The following is a 25,435-nucleotide window of genomic DNA, read 5'->3' on the forward strand; positions in this document are numbered from 1 at the left end:
GCGGCATCAATGCAACTGATTGAACATGCCGATTCGCCCCGTTACATCCGCCTGCATGAGCGGGACAACGTGGTGATCGTCGTCAATGACCAGGGCGTACCGGCCGGGACCGAGTTCCCGGACGGCCTGGTCACCGTGGACTTCGTCCCGCAGAGCCACAAAGTCACCCTCGTGGACATTCCCGAGGGCGGCGAGGTGATTCGCTACGGCCAGGTCATTGGCTACGCGCTGCAGCCGATTCCTCGCGGCAGTTGGGTCAAGGAAGACCAGTTGCGCATGCCCACCGCGCCGCCGCTGGACAGCTTGCCGCTGTCCACCGACGTGCCAGCGGCGGATGCGCCGCTGGAGGGCTACACCTTCGAAGGTTATCGCAACGCCGACGGCACCGTCGGCACGCGCAACATCCTGGGTATTACCACCACGGTGCAGTGCGTCACCGGCGTGCTCGACCATGCGGTCAAGCGCATCAAGGACGAGCTGCTGCCCAAGTACCCGAACGTCGATGACGTGGTCGCGCTGACCCACAGCTATGGCTGCGGGGTGGCGATCACTGCTACCGACGCCTACATCCCGATCCGTACCGTGCGCAACCTGGCGCGCAACCCGAACCTGGGAGGCGAGGCGCTGGTGATCAGCCTGGGCTGCGAGAAATTGCAGGCCGGGCAGGTGATGCACGAAGGCGATAGCTCGGTGGACCTCAGCGAGCCGTGGTTGTATCGCTTGCAGGATTCCAGTCACGGCTTCACGGAAATGATCGAGCAGATCATGGAACTGGCCGAGACGCGCCTGAAGAAACTCGATCAGCGCCGTCGCGAAACCGTGCCGGCCTCGGAGCTGATCCTGGGCATGCAGTGCGGCGGCAGCGATGCGTTTTCCGGCATCACCGCCAACCCGGCCCTGGGCTACGCCTCGGACTTGCTGTTGCGGGCCGGCGCGACGGTGATGTTTTCCGAAGTCACCGAAGTGCGCGATGCGATCTACCTGCTGACCTCCCGGGCGCAAACCCAGGAAGTCGCCCAGGAGCTGGTGCGCGAAATGGACTGGTACGACCGTTACCTGGCCAAAGGCGAGGCCGATCGCAGCGCCAACACCACGCCGGGCAACAAGAAGGGTGGGTTGTCGAACATCGTCGAGAAGTCTTTGGGCTCGATCGTCAAGTCCGGCAGCAGCGCAATCAACGGCGTGCTTGGCCCGGGCGAGCGCTTCAAGCAAAAGGGCCTGATCTTCTGTGCCACGCCGGCCAGTGATTTTGTCTGCGGCACGCTGCAACTGGCGGCGGGGATGAACCTGCACGTGTTCACCACCGGCCGGGGCACGCCGTACGGCTTGGCCATGGCACCGGTGGTGAAGGTCTCGACCCGCACCGAACTGGCCCAGCGCTGGCCGGACCTGATCGACATCGACGCCGGCCGGATCGCCACCGGGCGCGCGACCATCGAAGAGTTGGGTTGGGAGCTGTTCCATTACTACCTGGACGTGGCCAGCGGCAAGAAGCAGACCTGGGCCGAACGGCACAAGCTGTTCAACGACATCACCTTGTTCAACCCGGCGCCGATTACCTGATGATTGCGTAACCGCTGGAGATCCAGTGTGGGAGCGAGCTTGCTCGCGATGGGGGCGTTACATTCAGCATTGATGCAAGCTGACCCGGCGCCTTCGCGAGCAAGCTCGCTCCCACAGGGGATATGTGGTGAGTGTGGATTTGTGGTCGACCCGGTACAAATGTGGGAGCGAGCTTGCTCGCGAAAGCGCTTCACCAGACGCCAACGTCGTTAGTGGCTATCATTAGCCACCTAACGACACCCTTCTCAAGGCCCCCGGCATGCTGGCAATTTTCCTCGAAACCCTGAACATCACCGCACCGGTGTTTGCCATGCTGTTCCTGGGGACATTGCTCAAGCGTATCTACTGGATCAACGACAACTTCATCCATATCGCCTCGTCGCTGGTGTTCAACGTCACCATGCCGGCGCTGTTGTTTCTTGGCATTCTGCACGCCGACCTGCACGCGGCGTTGCAACCCGACCTGTTGATCTATTTCTCGATTGCCACCCTGGTGAGCTTTGCGATGGCCTGGGGCTGGGCGATCTGGCGTTGCCCGCGGGAAGATCGCGGCATCTACACCCAGGGCGCGTTTCGCGGCAACAACGGTGTGATCGGCCTCGCACTGGCCGCGAGCATGTACGGCGACTACGGGATTTCCCTGGGGGCGATTCTCGCGGCGCTGGTGATCCTGTTCTACAACACCTTGTCGACCATCGTGCTGGCGGTCTACAGCCCGGTGATCAAGTCCGATCCGTGGAGCATCTGCAAAAGCGTGATCAGCAACCCGCTGATTATCAGCGTGATCGTCGCCGCGCCGTTCGCCTATTGGCAGATCGGCCTGCCGAACTGGTTCGAGACCTCGGCGAAGTATCTGTCGCAGATGACCTTGCCCCTGGCGCTGATCTGCATCGGCGGCACGCTGTCGCTGGCGGCCTTGCGCAAGAGCGGCAAGATGGCCCTGAGCTCCAGCCTGGTGAAGATGGTCGGCTTGCCGCTGGTGACCACATTGGGCGCGTGGCTGTGGGGCTTTCGCGGGGCGGAGCTGGGGATCCTGTTCCTGTACTTCGGCAGCCCTACCGCCGCCGCCAGCTATGTCATGGCCCGGGCAGCCGATGGCAACCATGAGCTGGCGGCGGCGATCATCGTCATCACCACGCTGATGGCGGCGATTACCACTAACCTGGGGATCTTTGTGTTGCAGTGGGGTGGGTGGATCTAGCCTCGGGTTTGCAGCGCTCTTTCGTTCCATTCGCGAGCAAGCCCGCTCCCACATTCGATCGCATTTCCATGGAAGAACGCAGTCAATGTGGGAGCGGGCTTGCTCGCGAAGAGGCCTGGCCTGTCACCGCAAGGCTTGGGCCTTCACTCAGGTTTCTGGTAGCTATCGATCACTTCCTGCGCCGCCCGAAACGCATCGATCGCCGCCGGCACGCCCGCATACACCGCGCAATGCAGCAGCGCCTCGCGAATCTCTTCCACCGTGCAGCCATTGTTCAGCGCGCCGCGCACGTGCCCCTTGAGTTCCTGCGGGCACTTGAGCGCGGTAAGGGCGGCGAGGGTGATCAGGCTGCGGGTCTTCAGCGGCAGGCCTTCGCGGCTCCAGACGCTGCCCCAGGCGTGTTCGTTGACGAAGTCCTGCAGCGGCTGGGTGAATTCGGTGGCGTTGCCCAGGGCGCGGTCGACGAAGGCGTCGCCCATCACCTGGCGACGCATGTCGAGGCCGGTCTTTGGAATGTCGGTCATGGCAAATCCCTCTTGTGGTGTTGGCGGCGCCAGGCGCGCACCGAGGTGAACAGCAAAAACGCGAGCAGGGTCGGCAGCACGTAGAACAACATCAAGCGTTCAAGCTGGCCGGCCAGCGGCATGCCCGTGGTGAACGACACCACGTGCAGCCCATAGACCGCGTACAAGCCCAGCAACAGCAAGCCTTCGGCGCGGGTGACGCGGTAGCCGGAATAGAACACCGGCAGGCACAGCACCGCGACGCCGAGCATTACCGGCAGGTCGAAATCCAGGGCGTTGGGCGAGACCGAGAGCGGCGAGGGCGCGGCGAGGGCGGTTATACCCAGCACGCCCAGCAAGTTGAACAGGTTGCTGCCGATCACGTTGCCCACCGCGATGTCCCGTTGGCCACGCAGGGCGGCGATCAGCGAAGTGGCGAGCTCCGGCAGCGACGTGCTGACGGCGACGATGGTCAGGCCGATGATGCGCTCCGACAAACCCAGGTCCGTGGCCACTTCCACCGCAGCGCCCAGCAACAGGTGCCCGGCGAACACCAGCATCGCCAGGCCCGACACGATCATCACCAGACTCTTGGGCCAGGATGTATGGGCCACCTCGCCACCCAGCGGGTGCGGTCGAGCGGAGTGTCGTGACTGGCGCAGCAACAAGCCCAGGTACACCGCCAGGGCCGCCAGCAGCAAGACGCCGTCGAGTCGGGTCAGTTCCTCATTCCAGGCCAGCACGAACACCAGCAGGCTGGCGCCGATCATCAGCGGGATGTCGAGGCGCACCAGTTGGCGTGAGACGCGCAGCGGGATGATCAGCGCCGACAGCCCGAGGGTGACGAGGATATTGAAGATGCTGCTGCCAATCACACTGCCCACGGCGATGTCGGCGTTCTGCGCCAGGGTCGCCTGCAGGCTGACGGCCATTTGCGGCGCGCTGCTGCCGAAGGCGACGACGGTCAGGCCGATGATCAAAGGTCGCACCAGCAAGCGTGCCGCCAGGCCGACGGCGGCGCGCACCAGCAGTTCGGCGCCGGCGATCAGCAACAGCAGCGCGCCGAACAGTTCGAGCAGGCTGAGCAGCGGTAGGGCGTTGATCAGGGAAATGGCCGGGCTCCGTCTATCAATCGTCGAGGGCTTGCACGCGTACCCGCGCGGTGCCAGCGCGCAACATGCCCAATTGTTCGGCAGCGGCGCGCGATACGTCGATCAGGCGACCGCGTGTATACGGCCCACGATCATTGATGCGGACCACGACGCTCTCGTCATTGCCAAGGTTGGTGATTTTCACCCGAGTGCCGAATGGCAACTGGCGATGTGCGGCGGTCAGGCCGTGCTGGTCGAAACGCTCGCCGCTGGCGGTGCGCTTGCCATGATGCCTGGAGCCGTAATAGGAGGCGACGCCGGTCTGGTCGTAGCCGTGTGGATCGACCGTCCCACTCTGGCTGGCACAGCCGGCCAGCAGGGACAGCAGGGCGCAGGCGCCGAGGAGACGCTTCATGTGAGGGATTCCAAATACAGATGTGGGAGCGAGCTTGCTCGCGATGGGGCCATCACAATCAACATCTAGGTTGACTGTGATGCCGCTATCGCGAGCAAGCTCGCTCCCACAGGGGGGTGAGCCAGATTTGAGGACTGGCTCCATGGCCATCAGCCTTCGAGCTTGCTTTTCAGCAATTCGTTGACCTGTTGCGGGTTGGCCTTGCCCTTGGAGGCTTTCATGGCCTGGCCGACGAAGAAGCCGAACATCTTGCCGCGCTTGGCTTCGTCTGCCGCACGGTACTGTTCGACCTGCTCGGCGTTGGCAGCGAGCATTTCATCGAGCACCGCGCTGATCGCACCGGTGTCGGTGACCTGCTTCAAGCCGCGCTTCTCGATGATCTCGTCGGCGCTACCTTCGCCATTGGCCATGGCTTCGAAGACCATCTTGGCGATCTTGCCGGAAATGGTGTTGTCCTTGATCCGCACCAGCATGCCGCCCAGTTGCTCGGCCGAGACCGGCGACTCGTCGATTTCCAGGCCCTGCTTGTTCAACAGGCTGCCCAACTCGACCATCACCCAGTTGGCCGCCAGCTTGGCGTCGCCGCCGATGCTCACGACTTTCTCGAAGTAATCGGCCTGTTCGCGGCTGGTGGCCAGGACGTTGGCGTCATAGCTCGACAGCCCGAACTGCGCCTGGAAGCGCTCGCGTTTCTGCGGCGGCAGTTCCGGCAGGGTGGCGCGCACGTCATCGAGGAACGAGTTCTCGATGACCACCGGCAGCAGGTCCGGATCGGGGAAGTAACGGTAGTCGTTGGCTTCTTCCTTGCTGCGCATCGGACGGGTCTCGTCCTTGTTCGGGTCGTACAGGCGGGTCTGCTGGATGACCTTGCCGCCGTCCTCGATCAGTTCGATCTGGCGCTGGATCTCGCTGTTGATCGCCTTCTCGATGAAGCGGAACGAGTTGACGTTCTTGATCTCGCAGCGGGTGCCAAACTCGACCTGGCCCTTGGGCCGGATCGACACGTTGCAGTCGCAGCGCAGCGAGCCTTCGGCCATGTTGCCGTCGCAGATGCCCAGGTAGCGCACCAGCGCATGGATCGCCTTGACGTAGGCCACGGCTTCCTTGGCGCTGCGCATGTCCGGCTCGGAGACGATTTCCAGCAGCGGGGTGCCGGCACGGTTCAGGTCGATGCCGGTGGCACCGTTGAATTCCTCGTGCAGGCTCTTGCCGGCGTCTTCTTCCAGGTGCGCACGGGTGATGCCGACGCGCTTGACCGTGCCGTCTTCCAGGGCGATGTCCAAGTGGCCCTTGCCGACGATCGGCAGTTCCATCTGGCTGATCTGGTAGCCCTTGGGCAGGTCCGGGTAAAAGTAGTTCTTGCGGGCGAACACGTTGTGCTGGCCGATCTCGGCATCAATCGCCAGGCCGAACATCACCGCCATGCGCACCGCTTCGGCGTTGAGCACCGGCAGCACGCCGGGCATGCCCAGGTCCACCAGGCTGGCCTGGGTGTTGGGCTCGGAACCGAATGTGGTCGAGCTACCGGAAAAGATTTTCGATCGGGTGGTGAGCTGGGTGTGAATCTCCAGCCCGATCACGACTTCCCATTGCATGTGTTTCTCCTCAGAAGCCGGTTGGGGTGCGGGTGTGCCAGTCAGTATTCAATTGATACTGGTGGGCAACATTCAACAGGCGGCCTTCCTGGAAATACGGCGCGAGCAGCTGCACGCCCACCGGCAGGCCATCGACGAAACCGGCCGGCATGGACAGGCCCGGCAAGCCGGCGAGGTTGGCGGTGATGGTGTAGACGTCTTCCAGGTACTCGGCGACCGGGTCGCTGTTCTTGGCGCCGAGCTTCCAGGCCGGGTTCGGCGTGGTCGGGCCGAGGATGATGTCGACCTCGTTGAAGGCGGCCATGAAGTCGTTCTTCACCAGGCGGCGGATCTTCTGCGCCTTGAGGTAGTAGGCATCGTAGTAGCCGGCGGACAGCGCGTAGGCGCCGACCATGATCCGGCGCTGCACTTCGGCACCGAAGCCTTCGCCACGGGAGCGCTTGTACAGGTCGACCAGGTTTTCCGGGTTCTCGCAGCGATAGCCGAAGCGCACGCCGTCGAAGCGCGACAGGTTCGAAGACGCTTCCGCCGGGGCGATCACGTAGTACGCCGGAACCGCGTGCTGCATGTTCGGCAGGCTGATTTCCTTGATCACCGCGCCGAGCTTCTCCAGCGCCTTGACGCTGTTGTGGACCAGCTCGGCGATGCGCGGGTCGAGGCCGGCGCTGAAGTATTCCTTCGGCACGCCGATGCGCAGGCCTTGCAGCGAGCCGTTGAGGCTGGCGCTGTAGTCCGGAACCGGTTCATCGATGCTGGTGGAGTCGTTCGGGTCGAAGCCGGCCATGCCTTGCAGCAGGATTGCGCAGTCTTCGGCGGTACGGGCCAAGGGGCCGCCCTGGTCGAGGCTGGAGGCGTAGGCGATCATGCCCCAGCGCGAGACGCGGCCGTAGGTGGGCTTCAGGCCGGTGAGGTTGGTGAACGCCGCCGGCTGGCGAATCGAGCCGCCGGTGTCGGTGGCGGTGGCGGCCGGCAACAGGCGCGCGGCCACGGCGGCGGCGGAACCACCGGACGAGCCACCCGGCACGTGTTCCAGGTTCCACGGGTTCTTCACCGGGCCGTAGTGGCTCGACTCGTTGGCCGAACCCATGGCGAATTCGTCCATGTTGGTCTTGCCCAGGGTCACGGTGCCGGCAGCGGCCAGCTTGGCGACCACGGTGGCGTCGTACGGGGCCTTGAAGTTGTCGAGCATCTTCGAGCCGCAGCTGGTGCGGATGCCCTGGGTGCAGAACAGGTCCTTGTGGGCAATCGGCGCGCCGAGCAGGGCGCCGCTCTCACCATTGGCGCGACGGGCGTCGGCGGCCTTGGCCTGGCTCAAGGCCAGTTCCTCGGTGAGGCTGATGAAGCTGTTGAGCTGCGGGTCGAGCTGGGCGATGCGCGCCAGCAGGGCCTTGGTCAGCTCTTCGGAGGAAAACTTTTTGTCGGCGAGTCCGCGGGCGATCTCGGCCAGTGTCATGTGATGCATGAGAGGCTCTTTCCCTTTAGTCGATGACTTTCGGAACCAGGTACAGGCCGTTTTCGACCGCTGGCGCGATGGACTGGTAGGCCTCGCGGTGATTGGACTCGGTCACGACGTCGGCGCGCAGGCGCTGGCTGGCTTCCAGTGGGTGGGCCAGCGGCTCGATACCGTCGGTATCGACCGCCTGCATCTCGTCGACCAGCCCGAGAATGCTGTTCAGGGCAGAAGTGATGTGTGGAAGATCGGCTTCATTGAGGCCCAGACAGGCCAGATGAGCGATTTTTTCCACGTCGGAGCGTTCAAGCGCCATGGGATTCTCCAGTGGAAAACAAAACGGACGCAGTCCGTCCGTGTGTTAGATTGTCGGAACACTACCGCATTTCTACGGCCCTACGGCCGCGATCTCGGTGTTTGGTGCACAGAAAAGCGGCCAATTTAACATATTGGCGCCTTGCCCAAAATCCCTGTCGTTGTTAGAGTTTGCCGCACTTTTTTACCCACGCGTTGCCTAGGGTCCCTTTCCCATGTTCAAGAAACTGCGTGGCATGTTTTCCAGCGATCTTTCCATCGACCTGGGCACTGCCAACACCCTTATTTACGTGCGCGAGCGCGGTATCGTCCTGAATGAACCCTCGGTCGTGGCCATCCGCACCCACGGTAACCAGAAAAGTGTCGTGGCTGTCGGTACGGAAGCCAAGCGCATGCTGGGCCGTACGCCGGGCAACATTGCAGCCATTCGCCCGATGAAGGACGGCGTGATCGCCGACTTCAGCGTCTGCGAAAAGATGCTGCAGTACTTCATCAACAAGGTTCACGAAAACAGCTTCCTGCAGCCCAGCCCTCGCGTGCTGATCTGCGTGCCTTGCAAATCCACCCAGGTGGAGCGTCGCGCCATCCGTGAATCGGCCCTCGGTGCCGGTGCCCGCGAAGTGTTCCTGATCGAAGAGCCAATGGCTGCGGCCATCGGTGCCGGCCTGCCGGTGGAAGAAGCCCGCGGTTCGATGGTTGTCGACATCGGTGGCGGTACCACTGAAATCGCGTTGATCTCCCTCAACGGTGTGGTCTACGCCGAGTCCGTGCGTGTGGGCGGCGACCGTTTCGACGAAGCGATCATCACCTACGTGCGTCGCAACTACGGCAGCCTGATTGGCGAATCCACCGCCGAGCGTATCAAGCAGGAAATCGGCACGGCCTACCCGGGCGGCGAAGTGCGCGAAGTCGACGTTCGCGGTCGCAACCTGGCTGAAGGCGTTCCACGCGCGTTCACCCTCAACTCCAACGAAGTGCTCGAAGCGCTGCAAGAGTCGCTGGCGACCATCGTCCAGGCGGTCAAGAGCGCCTTGGAGCAGTCGCCGCCGGAGCTGGCATCGGACATCGCCGAGCGCGGCCTGGTGCTGACCGGTGGTGGCGCGCTGCTGCGTGACCTCGACAAGCTGCTGGCCCAGGAAACCGGCCTGCCGGTGATCGTTGCCGAAGACCCGCTGACGTGCGTTGCCCGTGGCGGTGGCCGTGCATTGGAAATGATGGACAAGCACACCATGGACCTGCTCTCCAGCGAATAAGCTCGGCTGGATGGTCTATGTTGTTCGCTCCCGGGCAGCACTTTGCAGTGCTGCCCGTTGGCGTTTATCTTCTGTCATTCGTATCCAGGCCGGTTTGATGCCGTATGAATAAAGAAAACATTTGCCTGGGAGGAGCGGCCTATTAAACCGCTTTTTGCCAAAGGCCCCTCATTGGGTGTGCGCCTGCTGGTGTTGGCCGTGCTATCGGTTGCGCTGATGGTGGTGGACGCCCGCTTCACGCTGCTCAAGCCAGTGCGCAGCCAGATGTCGCTGGTGTTGATGGAGTCCTACTGGATCACCGACCTGCCGCAACGGTTGTGGCAGGGTGTGGCCAGTCAATTTGGCAGCCGGACCGAACTGGTCGCCGAAAACGAAAAACTCAAGACCGAAAACCTGCTGTTGCAGGGGCGCATGCAGAAGCTGGCGGCCCTCACCGAGCAGAACGTGCGGCTGCGCGAGTTGCTCAACTCCTCCGCGCTGGTCAACGAGAAGGTCGAAGTGGCCGAGTTGATCGGCATGGACCCCAACCCGTTCACCCACCGCATCATCATCAACAAGGGCGAGCGCGACGGCGTGGTCCTCGGCCAGCCGGTGCTCGATGCCCGTGGCCTGATGGGGCAGGTGGTTGAGTTGATGCCCTATACCTCCCGTGTCCTGCTGTTGACCGACACCACCCACAGCATTCCCGTGCAGGTCAATCGCAACGGCTTGCGGGCGATTGCCAGCGGTACCGGCAACCCGGAACGCCTGGAGCTGCGGCATGTGGCCGACACCGCCGACATCAAGGAAGGCGACCTGCTGGTCAGCTCCGGCCTCGGCCAGCGATTCCCTGCCGGTTATCCGGTGGCGACGGTCAAGGAAGTGATCCACGATTCCGGCCAGCCGTTTGCCATCGTGCGCGCGGTGCCGACCGCCGCGCTGAACCGCAGCCGTTACCTGCTGCTGGTGTTCAGCGACAACCGCACGCCTGAAGAACGAGCCAACGATGCTGCCGTGGCCCAGGAAGCCCAGGACCGGCAGGGCGGCGATTCGGCCACTCCGACGTCACCCGCCCCTGCACCTGTCCCGGCTACCGTGCCCAAGCCTCAGGTGACAACGCCAGCCGCGACGCCGCCGGCCACAACGCCCGCGGCGGCACCCGCCGCGACACCTGCCAAGCCGGCCGCTCACCAGCCGGCTAGCCGCCAGCCGGCGAGTCAACCTGCGAAGCCCGCGGCCAAGCCACCGGCCTCGACGCCCGCCGCTACGCCTGCCACCAGGGGAGCACGAGAAGAATGAGCAGTACTCGATCCGGTAACGGCTGGATGGTCTGGCTGACCTTCGCCATCGGCCTGTTGCTCAGCGTTTCACCGCTGCCGCAGTTCATGGAAATCCTGCGCCCGCTGTGGCTGGCCTTGTTGCTGGCCTTCTGGGCCCTGGCCCTGCCGCACAAGGTCGGCATGGTCACGGCCTGGTGCCTGGGGCTGGCCGAAGACGTGCTTTATGGCACCTTGTTGGGCCAGAACGCATTGATCCTGACGCTGATTACCTTCCTGGTGCTGTCGTTGCAGCAGCGCCTGCGGATGTTCCCGATGTGGCAGCAGAGCCTGGTGATCCTGGTGATCTTTGGCCTGGCGCAGTTGGTGCAGCTGTGGCTCAGTGCGCTGACCGGCAATCGCCAGCCGACCCTGGCCCTGGTCTTGCCGGCCCTGGTCAGCGCCTTGCTCTGGCCATGGATAAGCTTCGGTTTACGCGGCTTGCGCCTGCGTTTCAAAATCAACTGATTCGGTCAGGCATTGGCCCGTACCTTGGAAGGGAGATGTCTTGATGAAACCGCTTTACCTCGCCTCAGGCTCGCCGCGACGACGTGAACTGCTCACACAGATCGGCGTGCCCTTTACCGCCATCGGTGCGGACATCGACGAAACTCCACTTGATCACGAAACCCCATCGGCTTATGTAGAGCGCCTGGCGCGTGGCAAGGCCGAGGCTGGACGACGTGCCCTGTCCCCCGACATCGATGGCTGCGTGCTGGGCGCCGATACCGCTGTCGTGCTGGACGGACGAGTTCTCGGCAAGCCCCAGGATCAGGCCGACGCCGTGTCGATGCTCCTGGGCCTGTCCGGTCGCGATCATGAAGTATTGACGGCTATTGCCGTGCTGGATGGACAGCGTTGCGAATCCCGTGTGGTTCGCAGTCGGGTGAGTTTTCGCTCGATCACCGAACAGGAAGCGCTGGCCTATTGGGCCAGCGGCGAACCCCGGGACAAGGCCGGAAGCTATGGTATCCAGGGGTTGGGTGCGGTGTTCGTCGCCGGGCTCGAAGGCAGTTATTCGGCGGTGGTCGGCCTGCCGTTGTGCGAAACCGCGGAACTGCTGGGCCATTTCGGCATACCCTGTTGGCAAAACTTGAGCGCGCGCTGAGCGCTGACTGACTTGATGCGGCCATAATCGTGAATATGCCTGAACGAGACCCTGCCATGAGTGAAGAGATCCTGATCAACATCACGCCGATGGAATCGCGCGTGGCGGTGGTTGAAAACGGTGTCCTGCAAGAGGTCCATGTCGAGCGTACGCAGAAACGTGGCATTGTCGGGAATATCTACAAGGGCAAGGTGGTGCGTGTGCTGCCGGGCATGCAGGCGGCCTTCGTCGACATCGGGCTGGATCGAGCGGCATTCATTCATGCGTCGGAAATTTCCATGCGCGAAGGGCCGGCCGTGGAGAGCATCAGTGCGCTGGTCCATGAGGGGCAGAGCCTCGTCGTGCAAGTCACCAAGGACCCCATCGGCTCCAAGGGCGCGCGCCTGACCACCCAACTGTCGATTCCATCGCGCTACCTCGTGTATATGCCGCGCACGGCCCATGTCGGCATTTCCCTGAAGATCGAAGACGAAGCCGAGCGCGAGCGTCTCAAGAAAGTCGTCAGCGATTGTGTGGAGAAAGAAGGGATCAAGGAGGCGGGCGGCTTCATCCTGCGCACCGCAGCCGAAGGCGCCGGTGCGGATGAGATCCTCATGGATATCCGCTACCTGCGCAGGCTCTGGGACCAGATCGCCGCGCAGATCAAGACCATCGCCACCCCCAGCGTGATCTACGAAGACCTCGGCCTGGCGCTGCGGACCCTGCGCGACCTGGTCAGCCCGAAGATCGAGAAGATTCGCATCGATTCCCGGGAAACCTTCCAGCGAACCACCCAATTCGTCGCCGAACTGATGCCGGAAATTGCCGATCGCCTGGAGCACTACCCAGGCGAACGGCCGATTTTCGATCTTTACGGTGTCGAAGATGAAATCCAGCGTGCACTGGAGCGCAAGGTGCCGCTCAAGTCTGGCGGTTACCTGGTGGTCGATCCGGCCGAGGCGATGAGCACCATCGACGTCAACACCGGTGCTTTTGTCGGTCATCGCAATCTCGAGGAGACCATCTTCAAGACCAATCTTGAAGCGGCGACCGCCATTGCCCGGCAACTGCGCCTGCGTAACCTTGGCGGGATCATCATCATCGATTTCATCGACATGGAAGATGAAGAGCACCAGCGCCAGGTACTGCGCACGTTGGAAAAACAGTTGGAGCGCGATCACGCCAAGACCAACATCATCGGCATCACCGAACTGGGCCTGGTGCAGATGACCCGCAAGCGCACCCGCGAAAGCCTTGAACAAGTGCTGTGCGAGCCATGCAGCAGTTGCCAGGGGCGGGGCAAGCTCAAGACCCCGGAAACCGTGTGTTACGAAATCTTCCGGGAAATTCTCCGGGAGGCGCGCGCCTACCAGGCCACTGGCTATAGAGTGTTGGCGAACCAGAAAGTGGTGGACCGCCTGCTCGATGAGGAGTCAGGCAACGTGGCGGAGCTGGAGGCTTTTATCGGACGCACGATTCGTTTCCAGGTGGAAACCATGTACTCCCAGGAACAATACGACGTGGTGTTGCTCTGAAGCGGCGTGTGGAGTGGCGAGGCCGCCCATTTGAATGTCTTGGCCAGGGGAGGCTGCTGACATGGAGCGCCTGACACGTCTTTTGGCTACGCTGACGCGCTGGGGGCTGGGCTTGTGTGCACTGTTGCTGGTGCTGCTGGCGTTGTACGTCAGCCTCGGTCGGGAACTGGTCCCGCTGGTGGCCGAATACCGCGGTGAGCTGGAGACCCGGGCCAGCGAAGCCTTGGGCATGCCCGTGCACGTTGGCAGCCTCGACGGGAGCTGGAGCGCCCTGGCGCCTATATTGGCGGCGCGTGACGTCGTGGTTGGCGACGGTGCCAATGCCTTGCACCTGGATCAAGTGCGCGTCGTGCCCGATCTATGGGACAGCCTGCTGACGCGTCAGGTGCGCATCGCTCATCTGGAAGTGAGTGGGCTGAAGATCAGCCTCAAGGAAGGCGCCGACGGCAAGTGGGCCTTGGAAGGCCTGCCAGTGCGGGACGATCAGCCCCTTGATCCGCAGCAGTTGCTGAACCGGATGCAAATCGTCTCGAAGCTGTCGGTGCTCGACAGCCAAGTTACCTTGCAACCTTTGGATCAGCCACCGCTGAGCCTGACCTACGTTGGCCTGAGCCTGCGCACCGGCCCCACGCGCCAACGATTGGATGCCCGCCTGACCCTGCCTGACGGCCAACCCGTGGCGATGAATGTGCGTACCCGGATCCGAGCCAGCGACTGGAAGAATGGCGAGGCCGATGCCTACCTGAGCCTGCCGCAAAGCGATTGGTCCAAATGGCTGCCGAAACGCCTGACCCAACAATGGAATTTTTCCGAGATCAAGGCCGGTGGTGAGTTCTGGCTCAGTTGGGGGGCGGGCACCGTGCAAAGCGCGGCGGTACGACTGAACGCGCCGCAGTTGCAGGGCGCCTACGCCGACCGCAAACCGGTACAGATCCAGAATCTAGCCCTCAACGGCTACTTTCAACGCGGCAGCCAAGGGTTCAATGCGACGCTTGATACCTTTGCGATGAGCCTGGGCGAGACCCGTTGGGAATCGCGCTTGCAGCTACAACAAAGCGAAGCCACCGATAAGGCCGAGGAGCGCTGGCACCTGGAGGCCGATCGTCTCGACCTGACACCGCTGACGCCGTTGCTCAATGCCTTGGCGCCGTTGCCCGAGGGCCTCGCCACGGCGATCGATCGGCTCAAGGTGACCGGTGGCCTGCGTAACGTGCTGGTGGACTTTCGTCCACAGAACACTGGCGACCAGAAAGTCAGCTTTGCCACCAACCTGGATACGGTGGGCTTTGACGCCTATCACGGTGCTCCGGCGGCGCGCAACGTTTCCGGCAGCCTCAGCGGTGACCTGGGCGGCGGCGAACTGCGCATGGACAGCAAGGATTTCTCCCTGCACCTGGCGCCGATTTTCGCCAAGCCCTGGCAATACCTGCAAGCCAACGCCCGGTTGACCTGGAAGCTCGACAAGCAGGGCTTCACCCTGATCGCGCCCTACCTGAAGGTGCTGGGGGAGGAAGGCCGGATTGCCGGCGATTTCCTGATCCGCCTGCATTTCGACCACAGCCAGGAAGACTACATGGACCTGCGGGTCGGCCTGGTGGATGGCGACGGACGCTATACCGGCAAGTACCTGCCGGCCGTCCTCAGCCCGGCGCTGGACGAGTGGCTGCGCACGGCAATCGTCAAGGGCGCGGTGGACGAAGGTTTTTTTCAGTACCAGGGTTCGCTGAACAAAGGTGCCGAGGACGCAGCCCGCAGCATCAGCCTGTTTTTCAAGGTGCATGACGCCGAACTGGCCTTCCAGCCGGGCTGGCCTTCCGTCAGCAAGGTCAGCGGCGATGTGTTTGTCGAAGACAGTGGCGTGCGCATTTTCGCCAGCCAGGGGCAACTGCTCGATACCCAGGTGAAAGATGTTTCGGTGAACATTCCCCACGTGCCCACCGGGCAGAGCTCTCATCTGCTGCTGGATGGCGGGTTTGCCGGTGGATTGGGCGATGGGCTGAAGATCCTCCAGACCGCGCCTATCGGTACGGCCGAGACGTTCGCCGGTTGGGAAGGCGACGGTGCGCTGCAAGGCAGCGTGAAGCTCGATATCCCGCTGGTCAAAGGCGAGCAACCGAAAATCCTGGTGGATTTTGCCACTGACAAGGCCCGGCTCAAGCTAAGCGAGCCGGCGCTCGAGTTGACCGAACTCAAGGGTGATTTCCGCTTCGACAGCAGCAAGGGATTGAGCGGCAAGAACATCGCGGCCAGGGCGTTCGATCGACCTGTGGCTGCACAGATTTTTGCCGAGGGCCGCGCCGGTGCGCTCAATACGCGAGTGACGGCGTCGGGGCGGGTCGAGGTGAAGAAACTCACCGATTGGCTGAGCGTGACCCAGCCATTGCCCGTCTCCGGGGTGGTTCCGTATCAACTGCAAGTGATCCTCGACGGCGCCGACAGCCAGTTGTCGGTCAGCTCCAACCTCAAGGGTGTGGCGGTGGACTTGCCGGCACCCTTCGGGATGGCCGCCGATGTCGGGCGCGACACGGTGTTCCGCATGACGCTGCAGGGGCCGGAGCGGCGTTATTGGGTCAATTACGGCGACCTGGCCAGTTTCACTTATGCCGCGCCGAGTGGAAAGGTCGCCGACGGTCGTGGTGAATTGCTGCTGGGTTCCGGTGATGCAGTATTGCCTGGCGGCAGGGGATTGCGACTGCGTGGCACGCTGTCGGAACTGGACGTGAGCCCCTGGCAGGAACTGCTGGGCAAATACGCAGGCCAGGATCCGGGCGGCAGTGCCCGACAAGTGCTCAGCAGCGCCGACCTGAAAGTGGGCAAGCTCACGGCCATGGGTACGACGCTGGACCAGGCTTCGGTGCAGTTGGACCGCAAACCGGATGCCTGGGCCCTGCGGCTTGACAGCCAGCAGGCCAAGGGCAGCGTCAGCCTGCCGGACGCGAAAGCCGCCCCGATCGGCATCAAGCTGGATTATGTGCGCCTGCCGGCTGTGGACCCGACGGTCCAGGCCGATGAAAACGCCCCGGATCCTCTGGCCACGGTCGATCCCAGCAAGATTCCAGCGATGGATATTGCCATCGACCAGTTGTTCCAAGGCCCTGATCTGATTGGCGCCTGGTCATTGAAGGTGCGCCCTACCGGCAAGGGTATCGCGTTGAACGAGTTGGACATGGGCCTCAAAGGCATGGTGTTGAGCGGCAATGGCGCCTGGGAAGGCGTACCCGGTTCCACCAGCAGTTGGTACAAGGGCCGTATCAAGGGCAAGAACCTGGCTGATGTTTTGAAAGGGTGGGGGTTCGCGCCGAGCGTGACCAGCCAGGAATTCCGCCTGGATGTGGACGGTCGTTGGCCCGGCTCGCCCGCCTGGGTTGCTACCAAGCGTTTCTCCGGCAGTCTCGATGCGTCATTGAGCAAGGGCCAGTTCGTTGAGGTTGAAGGCAGCGCCCAGGCTTTGCGGGTATTTGGCCTGTTGAACTTCAACTCCATCGGTCGGCGCTTGCGCCTGGACTTTTCCGACCTGTTCGGCAAAGGACTGAGCTACGACCGGGTCAAGGGGTTGCTGGTGGCGAGCGACGGCGTGTACGTCACGCGCGAGCCCATCACCCTGGCGGGGCCGTCGAGCAACCTTGAGCTCAACGGTACGCTGGACATGGTCACCGACCGGGTAGACGCCAAGCTGTTGGTGACCTTGCCGGTGACGAACAACCTGCCGATCGCCGCGCTGATCGTCGGGGCGCCGGCGGTGGGCGGGGCGCTGTTTTTGATCGACAAGCTGATCGGTGACCGCGTGGCGCGTTTTGCCAGCGTAAGATATGACGTCAAGGGGCCGTGGAAAGAGCCGAAGATCAGCTTCGACAAACCGTTTTGACGAGTTAACGCTAGTCCCTGTGGGAGCGAGCTTGCTCGCGATAGCGGTGGGTCAGCAAAGGAAAATGTGACTGATACACCGCTATCGCGAGCAAGCTCGCTCCCACAGGGGCAGTGATGTAAAAAGTGAGGGAAGCACCATGCCAGTCGCCGTGATTCAGATGGTCAGCCAAAGCGACGTGCTCGCCAACCTGGCTCGTGCCCGCGTGCTGCTGGAGCAGGCTGCGGCGGGTGGCGCAAGGCTGGCGGTGCTGCCTGAAAATTTCGCCGCCATGGGGCGGCGGGACGTGGCGCAGATTGGTCGCGACGAAGCCTTTGGTCAGGGGCCGATCCTGCCCTGGTTGAAACAGGTCGCCCGCGACCTCAGGTTATGGATTGTCGCCGGTACATTGCCGTTGCCGCCCGTGGACCAGCCCGAGGCCAAGGCCCATGCCTGTTCGTTGCTGGTGGACGACCAAGGCCAGATCGTGGCGCGCTATGACAAGTTGCACCTGTTCGACGTGGACGTGGCGGACAATCGCGGGCGTTATCGCGAATCCGATGACTATGCTTATGGCGGCAACGTGGTCGTTGCCGATACTCCCGTGGGCCGGGTGGGCCTGACGGTGTGTTATGACCTGCGTTTCCCTGAGCTCTATAGCGAGTTGCGGGCCGCCGGAGCCGAGTTGATCACCGCGCCTTCGGCGTTTACCGCGGTGACCGGCGCGGCCCATTGGGACGTGCTGATCCGCGCCCGGGCCATCGAAACCCAGTGTTATGTGCTGGCGGCGGCCCAGGGCGGCGTGCATCCAGGGCCAAGGGAGACTTTTGGTCACGCGGCGATTGTCGACCCGTGGGGCCGCGTGCTGGCACAACAGGATCAAGGCGAGGCCGTGCTGCTGGCCAAGCGCGACAGCAGCGAACAGGCGTCCATCCGGGCGCGCATGCCGGTGGCGAACCACCGGCGCTTTTTCTCGCAGGGCGCCCGACAGCGACCTGTCCAAGACGACGAATTCAAGGCGTAAAACATATGAGCGGGTTGTTGTCCTCAGTCAGTGAACACCTTTTGGCCCCCGGCGGCGTGACCCTGGAAAGTCTGCAAGGCGTGCTGGGCGACCTGGCCGGTCCGGGCATCGATGCCGCCGACCTGTATTTCCAGGGCCAGATCTCCGAGTCATGGTCGCTGGAAGACGGCATCGTCAAGGAAGGCAGTTTCAACCTCGACCAAGGCGTGGGCGTGCGGGCCCAGTCCGGGGAAAAGACCGGTTTCGCCTACAGCAATGCCATCACCCTCGAAGCACTCGGCGCCGCGGCCCGTGCCGCTCGTTCGATCTCCCGGGCCGGGCAGAACGGCACAGTCCAGGCGTTCAGCAGCCAGGACGTGGCCCAGCTATATGCACCGGACAATCCGTTGGAAGTCATGAGCCGTGCCGAGAAAGTCGAACTGCTCAAGCGTATCGACGTGGCGACCCGCGCCCTTGACCCGCGTATCCAGCAGGTTTCGGTGAGCATGGCTGGGGTCTGGGAGCGGATCCTGGTGGCGTCGACCGACGGTGGCCTGGCGGCGGACGTGCGACCGCTGGTGCGCTTCAACGTCAGCGTGATCGTCGAGCAGAACGGCCGGCGCGAGCGCGGCGGTCATGGCGGCGGCGGGCGTACCGACTACCGTTATTTCCTCAGCGAAGACCGCGCCATGGGCTACGCCCGCGAGGCGCTGCGCCAGGCGCTGGTCAACCTGGAAGCGATCCCGGCCCCGGCCGGCACCTTGCCCGTGGTGCTCGGCTCCGGCTGGTCCGGCGTGTTGTTGCACGAAGCCGTCGGCCACGGCCTGGAAGGTGACTTCAATCGCAAGGGCAGCTCGGCCTACAGCGGACGCATGGGCGAAATGGTTGCCTCGAAACTCTGCACCATTGTCGATGACGGAACCCTGGCCGGCCGTCGTGGCTCCCTGAGCGTCGATGACGAGGGCACCCCGACCGAGTGCACCACATTGATCGAGAATGGCGTGCTCAAAGGCTACATGCAAGACAAGCTCAATGCCCGCCTCATGGGCGTAGCCCGCACCGGTAATGGTCGTCGCGAATCCTACGCACACCTGCCGATGCCGCGCATGACCAATACCTACATGCTGGGCGGCCAGAGCGATCCGGCGGAAATCATCGCGTCGGTGAAGAAGGGCATCTATTGCGCCAACCTCGGCGGCGGCCAGGTGGACATCACCAGTGGCAAGTTCGTGTTTTCCACCAGCGAGGCCTACCTGATCGAAGATGGCAAGATCACTGCGCCAGTCAAGGGTGCGACCTTGATCGGCAACGGGCCGGAGGCGATGAGCAAGGTGTCGATGGTCGGTAACGACCTGGCGCTGGACAGCGGCGTGGGCACATGCGGAAAGGACGGGCAGTCGGTGCCGGTGGGCGTCGGCCAGCCGACCCTGAAGATCGATGCGATTACCGTGGGTGGCACGGGGGCATGAAAATATTCAGGGGCTTGCGTGAGTCATTGTGGCGAGGGAGCTTGCTCCCGCTGGGCTACGCAGTAGCCCCGATGCGGTTGCAACGCAACCGAGCGGGAACAAGCTCCCTCGCCACGGTAATCGCCACCCCTGGCAAGGGAATAAAGCTGTTGGCGATCAGCGCAGGCCGCGTTGAGTCTCGTCCAGCTCACGGATGTACTTGAAGATTTTACGGCTCGAGGCCGGTGGCTTGTTCTGCGCCAGTTCGTGCTGGGCCTGACGAATCAGGGAGCGCAATTGCTGGCGATCGGCCTCCGGGTAGTCGATGACGAATTTTTCCAAGGTGCCGTCGTCGCCTGCGATCAAGCGATCGCGCCAGCGTTCCAGGTTGTGGAAGCGTTCGTTGTACTGCCGGGTGGAGGCATCGAGCTGGTCGAGCAGAACGAGGATGGCGTCAGTGTCCTGATCGCGCATCAGTTTGCCGATGAATTGCAGGTGCCGTTTACGCGCGATATTCGCGGTGTGCTTGGGCGCATCGGCCAAAGCCCGGCGCAAGGCGTCGGTCAGGGGCAGCTTGGCCAGCAAGTCAGGCTTGAGTGTTGTCAGTCGCTCGCCGAGGTCAACCAGAGCATGCAGCTCGCGTTTGACCTGGGATTTGCTTTTTTCACCCTCGTAGAGGGAGTCGTCGTAAGAATCAACCATGGTGGCAGTCCGCAAAGAAACGCCGCCATGATAACCAGTCGGGGGCCGGTTGTCCGGCCCGGTCGCTCGAAGGCCAAGGGTTTGTACGAAAAAACGTCCAGGCGCTTTGCGTACAAAACCGTTACCGAAAGCAGAATTTGAGTGGAGAACACCATGAGTGCAGTTCAAAGCGTCGGCCCCCAGGCATTGCCGGCACTGCAGGAACAAGTCGAGCAGATTCTCGCCGAGGCCAAGCGACAGGGCGCCAGCGCCTGTGAAGTGGCGGTATCGCTGGAGCAGGGGCTGTCGACTTCGGTGCGCCAGCGCGAAGTGGAAACCGTCGAATTCAACCGTGACCAGGGTTTCGGCATTACCTTGTACGTAGGCCAGCGCAAGGGCTCGGCCAGCACCTCGGCCAGCGGTCCTGACGCTATTCGCGAAACAGTCGCCGCGGCATTGGCGATTGCCAAGCACACGTCCGAAGACGAGGCCTCGGGTTTGGCCGATGCTGCGCTGATGTGCAAGGATCTGAAGGACTTCGATCTGTTCCATGCCTGGGATATCACGCCTGAGCAAGCCATCGAACAAGCGCTGCGCTGCGAAGCCGCAGCATTCGACGCCGACAGCCGGATCAAGAATGCCGACGGCACGACGCTCAACACCCACCAGGGCTGCCGGGTCTATGGCAACAGCCATGGGTTTATCGGCGGTTACGCATCGACCCGCCACAGCCTCAGCTGCGTGATGATCGCCGAGGCCGACGGCCAGATGCAGCGCGATTACTGGTATGACGTGAATCGCCAGGGCACGTTGCTGGCGGACCCGGTCAGCATCGGCCAGAAAGCCGCGCAACGGGCAGCCAGTCGCCTGGGCGCTCGGCCGGTACCGACCTGCGAGGTGCCAGTGCTGTTTTCCGCCGAATTGGCCGGAGGCCTGTTCGGCAGCTTCCTGTCGGCGGTGTCCGGCGGCAATCTATATCGCAAGTCGTCGTTCCTCGAAGGCGCGTTGGGCCAGAAACTTTTCCCTGAATGGATGACCATCGACGAGCGCCCACACCTGATGCAAGCCATGGGCAGTTCGGCGTTCGACGGCGATGGGCTGGCGACCTACGCCAAGCCGTTCGTGGAAAACGGTGAACTGGTTTCATACATCCTTGGTACGTATTCGGGCCGTAAACTTGGCATGCCGAGCACCGCTAATGCGGGTGGCGTGCACAACCTGTTCGTCACTCACGGTGAAGAAGACCAGGCGGCATTGTTGCGGCGCATGGGGCGTGGCCTGCTGGTCACCGAATTGATGGGCCATGGCCTGAACATGGTCACCGGGGATTACTCCCGTGGCGCGGCGGGTTTCTGGGTCGAGAATGGCGAGATCCAATTCCCGGTCCAGGAAGTCACTATCGCGGGGAACATGCGTGACATGTTCAAGCAGATCGTGGCGGTGGGGAACGACCTGGAGCTGCGCAGCAACATCCGCACCGGTTCGGTGTTGATCGAGCGTATGACGGTGGCGGGTAGCTGATATTCAGGGCCGAAAAAAAAGGCGCGTCATCCATTTGGGTGACGCGCCTTTTTTGTTCTCAGAATTTCCTGTGTGGCGAGGGGATTTGATCCCCTCGCCACAGTTATTCCCCTTCGTCGAAATAATTGTTGATCAGCGCGACCAAGGCATCCATCGCTTCCTGTGCCTGTTCGCCCTCGGTGCTCAAGTGAATCCTGGTGCCCTTGCCCGCAGCGAGCATCATCATCGCCATGATGCTTTTTCCGTCGACTGCTGTTTCAGGCGTGCGCCCGACGCGGATCGTGGTGTCAGGGAATTTACCCGCCACACCCACAAATTTCGCCGATGCCCGGGCATGCAAACCCAGCTTGTTGATGATTTCAATTTCCCGAGCAGGCATCGCGATGTGAATCCTTTAGCTGAGGTCGCGGTGGCGAACCTGGACGTTCTTCAGGGATTGTTGCAGGAGCTGACCCAGACGCTCGGTCAGGTAGACGGAACGGTGATGACCACCGGTGCAGCCAATGGCGATCGTGACATAGGCCCGGTTGCTCGCTGCGAAGCGGGGCAGCCATTTGAGGAGGTAGCTGGAGATGTCCTGGAACATTTCCTCTACGTCCGGTTGGGCAGCGAGATAATCGACCACTGGCTGGTCCAGTCCGGACTGCTCGCGCAGCTCCGGTTTCCAATACGGGTTGGGCAGGCAGCGAACATCGAACACCAAGTCGGCATCGACCGGCATGCCGCGCTTGAAACCGAACGATTCGACGAGAAACGCCGTTCCCGGTTCAGGCTGGTTCAGCAGGCGCAACTTGATGGTGTCGCGCAGCTGGTACAAGTTCAGGTGCGTGGTGTTGACCTTGAGGTCGGCCAGGTCGGCGATGGGGCCGAGCAGTTGGCTCTCGTCATGGATCGCTTCAGCCAGGGAGCGGCTGGCGTTGCTCAGCGGGTGGCGTCGACGGGTTTCTGAAAAGCGCTTGAGCAGTGTTTCTTCGTCGGCATCCAGGTACAGCACATCGCATTGGATATGCCGGTTGCGAACTTCTTCGAGCAATTCCGGAAATCGCGACAGATGGCTGGGCAGGTTACGGGCATCGATGGACACGGCGACCAGCGGTTGCGCGAGTTCGGTGTGGATCAGGGCGCGCTCGGCCAATTCCGGAAGCAGGCCAGCCGGCAGGTTGTCGATGCAATAGTAGCCGCTGTCCTCAAGCACATTGAGGGCCGTGCTTTTACCTGAGCCGGAGCGGCCACTGACGATGATCATGCGCATGTTTAATGGCCGTTCTGCTCGTCCAGGACTACCTGATACAAGGCTTCGTTGCTCGGGGCGCTGCGCAGTTTTTCGCGTACTTCCTTGCGATCCAGCATGCTGGCGATCTGGCGCAGCAGCTCCAGGTGCGCATCGGTTGCGGCTTCCGGGACCAGCAAGACGAACAGCAGGTCGACCGGGGCGCCATCGATGGCGTCGAAATCTATGGGGGCTTCAAGGTGCAGCAGCGCGCTGATAGGCGAGGCGCAGCCCTTGAGGCGGCAATGGGGGATGGCAATGCCGTTGCCAAAACCGGTGGAACCGAGTTTTTCACGGGCAACCAGTGCCTCGAAGACATCCTGCATTTCCAGATCCGGCACTTCGCGGTGGATCAGGTTGGCGATTTGTTCGAGGGCTTTCTTTTTACTGCCGCCCGGCGCGTTCACTTGGGAACGGCCGGGGGTCAGGATGGTTTCTAGTCGGATCATGGATTGGGGGGGTTAACGACCGGTTGCGCCCTGGAGGAGGCTCTGGGTCTTTTCCTTATGCTTTTTGAGTTGGCGATCCAGCTTGTCGGTCAGCAGGTCAATCGCGGCATACATGTCTGTGTGCTCTGCGTTGGCAACCACTTCTCCGCCGGGAATATGCAGCGTGGCTTCGATTTTCTGCAGCAGTTTTTCGACGCACATCGTGACTTGCACGTTGGTGATCTTGTCGAAATGCCTTTCCAATCGGTCGAGTTTTTCGCCGATGTAGGTGCGCAGGGGTTCGGTCACTTCCAGTTGGTGTCCACTGATGTTGACTTGCATACAGCTTCTCCTTCGTTGCCAGTGCATAAAGCGGCAGGCTGGGTTGCCTGCCACTGGAACGCTGTGGCGTGGCCTGTTACATCAACCGCTTGCGTTCGCTCGAAGGTGCGATCCCGAGGGATTCGCGGTATTTGGCGACGGTACGGCGGGCCACCTGAATGCCTTGTGCCTCCAGTAAACCAGCGATCTTGCTGTCACTCAACGGCTTTTTCTGATTTTCCGCGGCGACCAGTTTCTTGATGATCGCGCGGATGGCCGTGGACGAGCATTCGCCGCCTTCCGAGGTGCTGACATGGCTGGAGAAAAAATATTTCAATTCATAGATTCCCCGCGGGGTATGCATGAATTTCTGGGTGGTCACCCGTGAAATCGTCGACTCGTGCATGCCCACTGCCTCGGCAATGTCATGCAGGACCAACGGTTTCATCGCTTCATCACCGTATTCCAGGAAGCCGCGCTGATGCTCGACGATCTGGGTCGCCACTTTCATCAGGGTTTCGTTGCGGCTCTGCAGGCTCTTGATGAACCAGCGCGCTTCCTGCAACTGGTTGCGCATGAACGTGTTGTCGGCGCTGGTGTCGGCGCGTTTTACGAAACCGGCGTATTGGGCGTTGACCCGAAGTTTCGGCACCGATTCCTGGTTGAGCTCCACCAGCCAGCGATCATTGTGCTTGCGCACGATCACGTCGGGGACAACGTATTCAGGCTCGGTGGATTCGATCTGCGAGCCGGGCCGTGGATTGAGGCTTTGCACCAGCTCGATGACTTGGCGCAGCTCGTCTTCCTTGAGTTTCATGCGCCGCATCAGTTGGCTGTAGTCGCGGCCGCCCAGCAAGTCGATGTAGTCGGTGACCAGTCGCTTGGCTTCGGCCAGCCACGGTGTCTTGGCGGGCAACTGGCGCAGTTGCAGCAAGAGGCATTCGCCCAGGCTGCGGGCGCCGATGCCGGCGGGTTCGAACTGCTGGATGCGGTGCAGGACCGCCTCGACCTCATCCAGCTCGATGTCGAGCTCGGGGTCGAAAGCTTCGAGAATTTCTTCGAGTGTCTCGTCCAGGTAGCCCTGGTTGTTGATGCAATCGATCAGGGTCACGGCGATCAGGCGATCGGTGTCGGACATCGGCGCCAGGTTCAGTTGCCACAGCAAGTGGCTTTGCAGGCTTTCGCCGGCGGAGGTGCGGGTGGTGAAGTCCCACTCGTCGTCATCGCCGCTTGGCAGGCTGCTGGCGCTGGTCTGGTAGACGTCTTCCCATGCCGTATCCACGGGCAGGTCGTTGGGAATGCGTTCGTTCCACTCGCCGTCCTCGATGTTATCCACCGTCGGGGCGGCTTCCTGATAGGACGGTTCCGGGATTTCGGCAGGGGTTTTCTGTTCGACGTTGTCGGCCAGCGGATCGGAGTTGTCGAAGTCGTCGCCTTCTTCCTGGCGTTCGAGCATCGGATTGGACTCCAGGGCCTCCTGGATTTCCTGTTGCAGGTCCAGGGTCGACAATTGGAGCAGGCGGATGGCCTGTTGCAGCTGCGGCGTCATCGTCAGCTGCTGGCCCATTCTCAAGACTAGCGATGGTTTCATGGCAGGGGCTTAACACCTTATTCGC

The 25,435-nt window shown here is 62.3% G+C and carries 23 protein-coding genes; 11 read left to right on the top strand and 12 right to left on the bottom strand.

The genetic code is table 11. The features are described 5' to 3' along the window. Positions 1-9 precede the first annotated feature (9 nt). Positions 10-1,563 carry a galactarate dehydratase gene (garD, locus tag JMN22_RS04295; protein ID WP_030139835.1) on the top strand — a complete coding sequence of 518 codons (1,554 nt, stop codon included), beginning with the start codon at positions 10-12 and terminating at the stop codon, positions 1,561-1,563. A 259-nt stretch (positions 1,564-1,822) separates the two neighbouring features. Then, the gene (locus JMN22_RS04300; protein ID WP_030139836.1) at positions 1,823-2,764 is read left to right on the top strand and encodes an AEC family transporter; all 942 of its coding nucleotides are present in this window, start codon (positions 1,823-1,825) and stop codon (positions 2,762-2,764) included. Positions 2,765-2,907: 143 nt separating this feature from the next. Here the strand turns inward: JMN22_RS04300 and JMN22_RS04305 are convergent, their stop codons facing one another. From JMN22_RS04305 to gatC, 6 genes are all read right to left on the bottom strand, one after another. Continuing rightward, positions 2,908-3,288, bottom strand: coding sequence for a carboxymuconolactone decarboxylase family protein (locus JMN22_RS04305; protein ID WP_053152236.1), 381 nt, complete (start codon positions 3,286-3,288; stop codon positions 2,908-2,910). Next, the gene (locus JMN22_RS04310) at positions 3,285-4,346 is read right to left on the bottom strand and encodes a calcium/sodium antiporter (protein ID WP_030139837.1); all 1,062 of its coding nucleotides are present in this window, start codon (positions 4,344-4,346) and stop codon (positions 3,285-3,287) included. Before JMN22_RS04310 ends, JMN22_RS04305 begins: the two co-directional genes overlap by 4 nt. Before the next feature lie 49 nt (positions 4,347-4,395). Beyond that, entirely contained in the window at positions 4,396-4,773 is a 378-nt protein-coding gene (locus JMN22_RS04315) for a septal ring lytic transglycosylase RlpA family protein (protein ID WP_030139838.1), read from the bottom strand. A 149-nt stretch (positions 4,774-4,922) separates the two neighbouring features. Further along, positions 4,923-6,368, bottom strand: coding sequence for an Asp-tRNA(Asn)/Glu-tRNA(Gln) amidotransferase subunit GatB (gatB, locus tag JMN22_RS04320; RefSeq protein WP_030139839.1), 1,446 nt, complete (start codon positions 6,366-6,368; stop codon positions 4,923-4,925). A gap of 10 nt (positions 6,369-6,378) precedes the next feature. Continuing rightward, a complete protein-coding gene (gene gatA, locus JMN22_RS04325) occupies positions 6,379-7,830 on the bottom strand; it encodes an Asp-tRNA(Asn)/Glu-tRNA(Gln) amidotransferase subunit GatA (protein ID WP_198797771.1) in 1,452 nt (483 codons plus the stop codon). 16 nt (positions 7,831-7,846) lie between these two features. Further along, the gene (gatC, locus tag JMN22_RS04330) at positions 7,847-8,134 is read right to left on the bottom strand and encodes an Asp-tRNA(Asn)/Glu-tRNA(Gln) amidotransferase subunit GatC (protein ID WP_020297123.1); all 288 of its coding nucleotides are present in this window, start codon (positions 8,132-8,134) and stop codon (positions 7,847-7,849) included. Positions 8,135-8,348: 214 nt separating this feature from the next. Here gatC and mreB point away from each other — a divergent pair, with 214 nt between their 5' ends. The 8 genes from mreB to tldD all read left to right on the top strand — a co-directional run bounded on the left by mreB (position 8,349) and on the right by tldD (position 19,619). Next, the gene (mreB, locus tag JMN22_RS04335) at positions 8,349-9,386 is read left to right on the top strand and encodes a rod shape-determining protein MreB (protein ID WP_002555108.1); all 1,038 of its coding nucleotides are present in this window, start codon (positions 8,349-8,351) and stop codon (positions 9,384-9,386) included. 189 nt (positions 9,387-9,575) lie between these two features. Continuing rightward, positions 9,576-10,664 (top strand): rod shape-determining protein MreC, encoded by a 1,089-nt coding sequence (gene mreC, locus JMN22_RS04340; RefSeq protein WP_437127699.1) that lies wholly within the window; start codon positions 9,576-9,578, stop codon positions 10,662-10,664. Beyond that, positions 10,661-11,149, top strand: coding sequence for a rod shape-determining protein MreD (gene mreD / locus JMN22_RS04345; RefSeq protein ID WP_030139842.1), 489 nt, complete (start codon positions 10,661-10,663; stop codon positions 11,147-11,149). Before mreC ends, mreD begins: the two co-directional genes overlap by 4 nt. Positions 11,150-11,192: 43 nt before the next feature. Continuing rightward, positions 11,193-11,789, top strand: coding sequence for a Maf family protein (locus tag JMN22_RS04350; protein WP_198797770.1), 597 nt, complete (start codon positions 11,193-11,195; stop codon positions 11,787-11,789). Between the two features lie 56 nt (positions 11,790-11,845). Continuing rightward, a complete protein-coding gene (gene rng, locus JMN22_RS04355) occupies positions 11,846-13,303 on the top strand; it encodes a ribonuclease G (RefSeq protein ID WP_030139844.1) in 1,458 nt (485 codons plus the stop codon). A 61-nt stretch (positions 13,304-13,364) separates the two neighbouring features. Next, a complete protein-coding gene (locus JMN22_RS04360; RefSeq protein ID WP_198797769.1) occupies positions 13,365-17,168 on the top strand; it encodes a YhdP family protein in 3,804 nt (1,267 codons plus the stop codon). Positions 17,169-17,307: 139 nt separating this feature from the next. Continuing rightward, on the top strand, positions 17,308-18,171 hold the full coding sequence (locus JMN22_RS04365) for a carbon-nitrogen hydrolase family protein (RefSeq protein ID WP_198797768.1): 864 nt from the start codon (positions 17,308-17,310) through the stop codon (positions 18,169-18,171). A gap of 5 nt (positions 18,172-18,176) precedes the next feature. After that, entirely contained in the window at positions 18,177-19,619 is a 1,443-nt protein-coding gene (gene tldD / locus JMN22_RS04370; RefSeq protein WP_003197828.1) for a metalloprotease TldD, read from the top strand. 156 nt (positions 19,620-19,775) lie between these two features. On the opposite strand, the gene yjgA is transcribed toward tldD, so the two are convergent. Further along, positions 19,776-20,300 (bottom strand): ribosome biogenesis factor YjgA, encoded by a 525-nt coding sequence (yjgA, locus tag JMN22_RS04375; protein WP_014336624.1) that lies wholly within the window; start codon positions 20,298-20,300, stop codon positions 19,776-19,778. Positions 20,301-20,453: 153 nt separating this feature from the next. On the opposite strand from yjgA, the gene pmbA reads away from it, so the two are divergent. Continuing rightward, a complete protein-coding gene (pmbA, locus tag JMN22_RS04380) occupies positions 20,454-21,800 on the top strand; it encodes a metalloprotease PmbA (RefSeq protein ID WP_030139848.1) in 1,347 nt (448 codons plus the stop codon). A gap of 103 nt (positions 21,801-21,903) precedes the next feature. Here pmbA and JMN22_RS04385 read toward each other — a convergent pair whose 3' ends face one another. The 5 genes from JMN22_RS04385 to JMN22_RS04405 all read right to left on the bottom strand — a co-directional run bounded on the left by JMN22_RS04385 (position 21,904) and on the right by JMN22_RS04405 (position 25,410). Further along, positions 21,904-22,179: an HPr family phosphocarrier protein gene (locus JMN22_RS04385; RefSeq protein WP_030139849.1), complete on the bottom strand. Its 276-nt coding sequence runs from the start codon at positions 22,177-22,179 to the stop codon at positions 21,904-21,906. A 15-nt stretch (positions 22,180-22,194) separates the two neighbouring features. Beyond that, entirely contained in the window at positions 22,195-23,052 is an 858-nt protein-coding gene (gene rapZ, locus JMN22_RS04390; RefSeq protein WP_030139850.1) for an RNase adapter RapZ, read from the bottom strand. 2 nt (positions 23,053-23,054) lie between these two features. Then, positions 23,055-23,519: a PTS IIA-like nitrogen regulatory protein PtsN gene (gene ptsN / locus JMN22_RS04395; RefSeq protein WP_030139851.1), complete on the bottom strand. Its 465-nt coding sequence runs from the start codon at positions 23,517-23,519 to the stop codon at positions 23,055-23,057. 12 nt (positions 23,520-23,531) lie between these two features. After that, the gene (gene hpf, locus JMN22_RS04400) at positions 23,532-23,840 is read right to left on the bottom strand and encodes a ribosome hibernation-promoting factor, HPF/YfiA family (protein WP_030139852.1); all 309 of its coding nucleotides are present in this window, start codon (positions 23,838-23,840) and stop codon (positions 23,532-23,534) included. A 76-nt stretch (positions 23,841-23,916) separates the two neighbouring features. After that, entirely contained in the window at positions 23,917-25,410 is a 1,494-nt protein-coding gene (locus JMN22_RS04405) for an RNA polymerase factor sigma-54 (protein WP_030139853.1), read from the bottom strand. Positions 25,411-25,435: the final 25 nt, after the last annotated feature.

Origin of the sequence: Pseudomonas sp. HB05, from assembly GCF_016756915.1 — a bacterium.
GTDB lineage: Bacteria > Pseudomonadota > Gammaproteobacteria > Pseudomonadales > Pseudomonadaceae > Aquipseudomonas > Aquipseudomonas alvandae.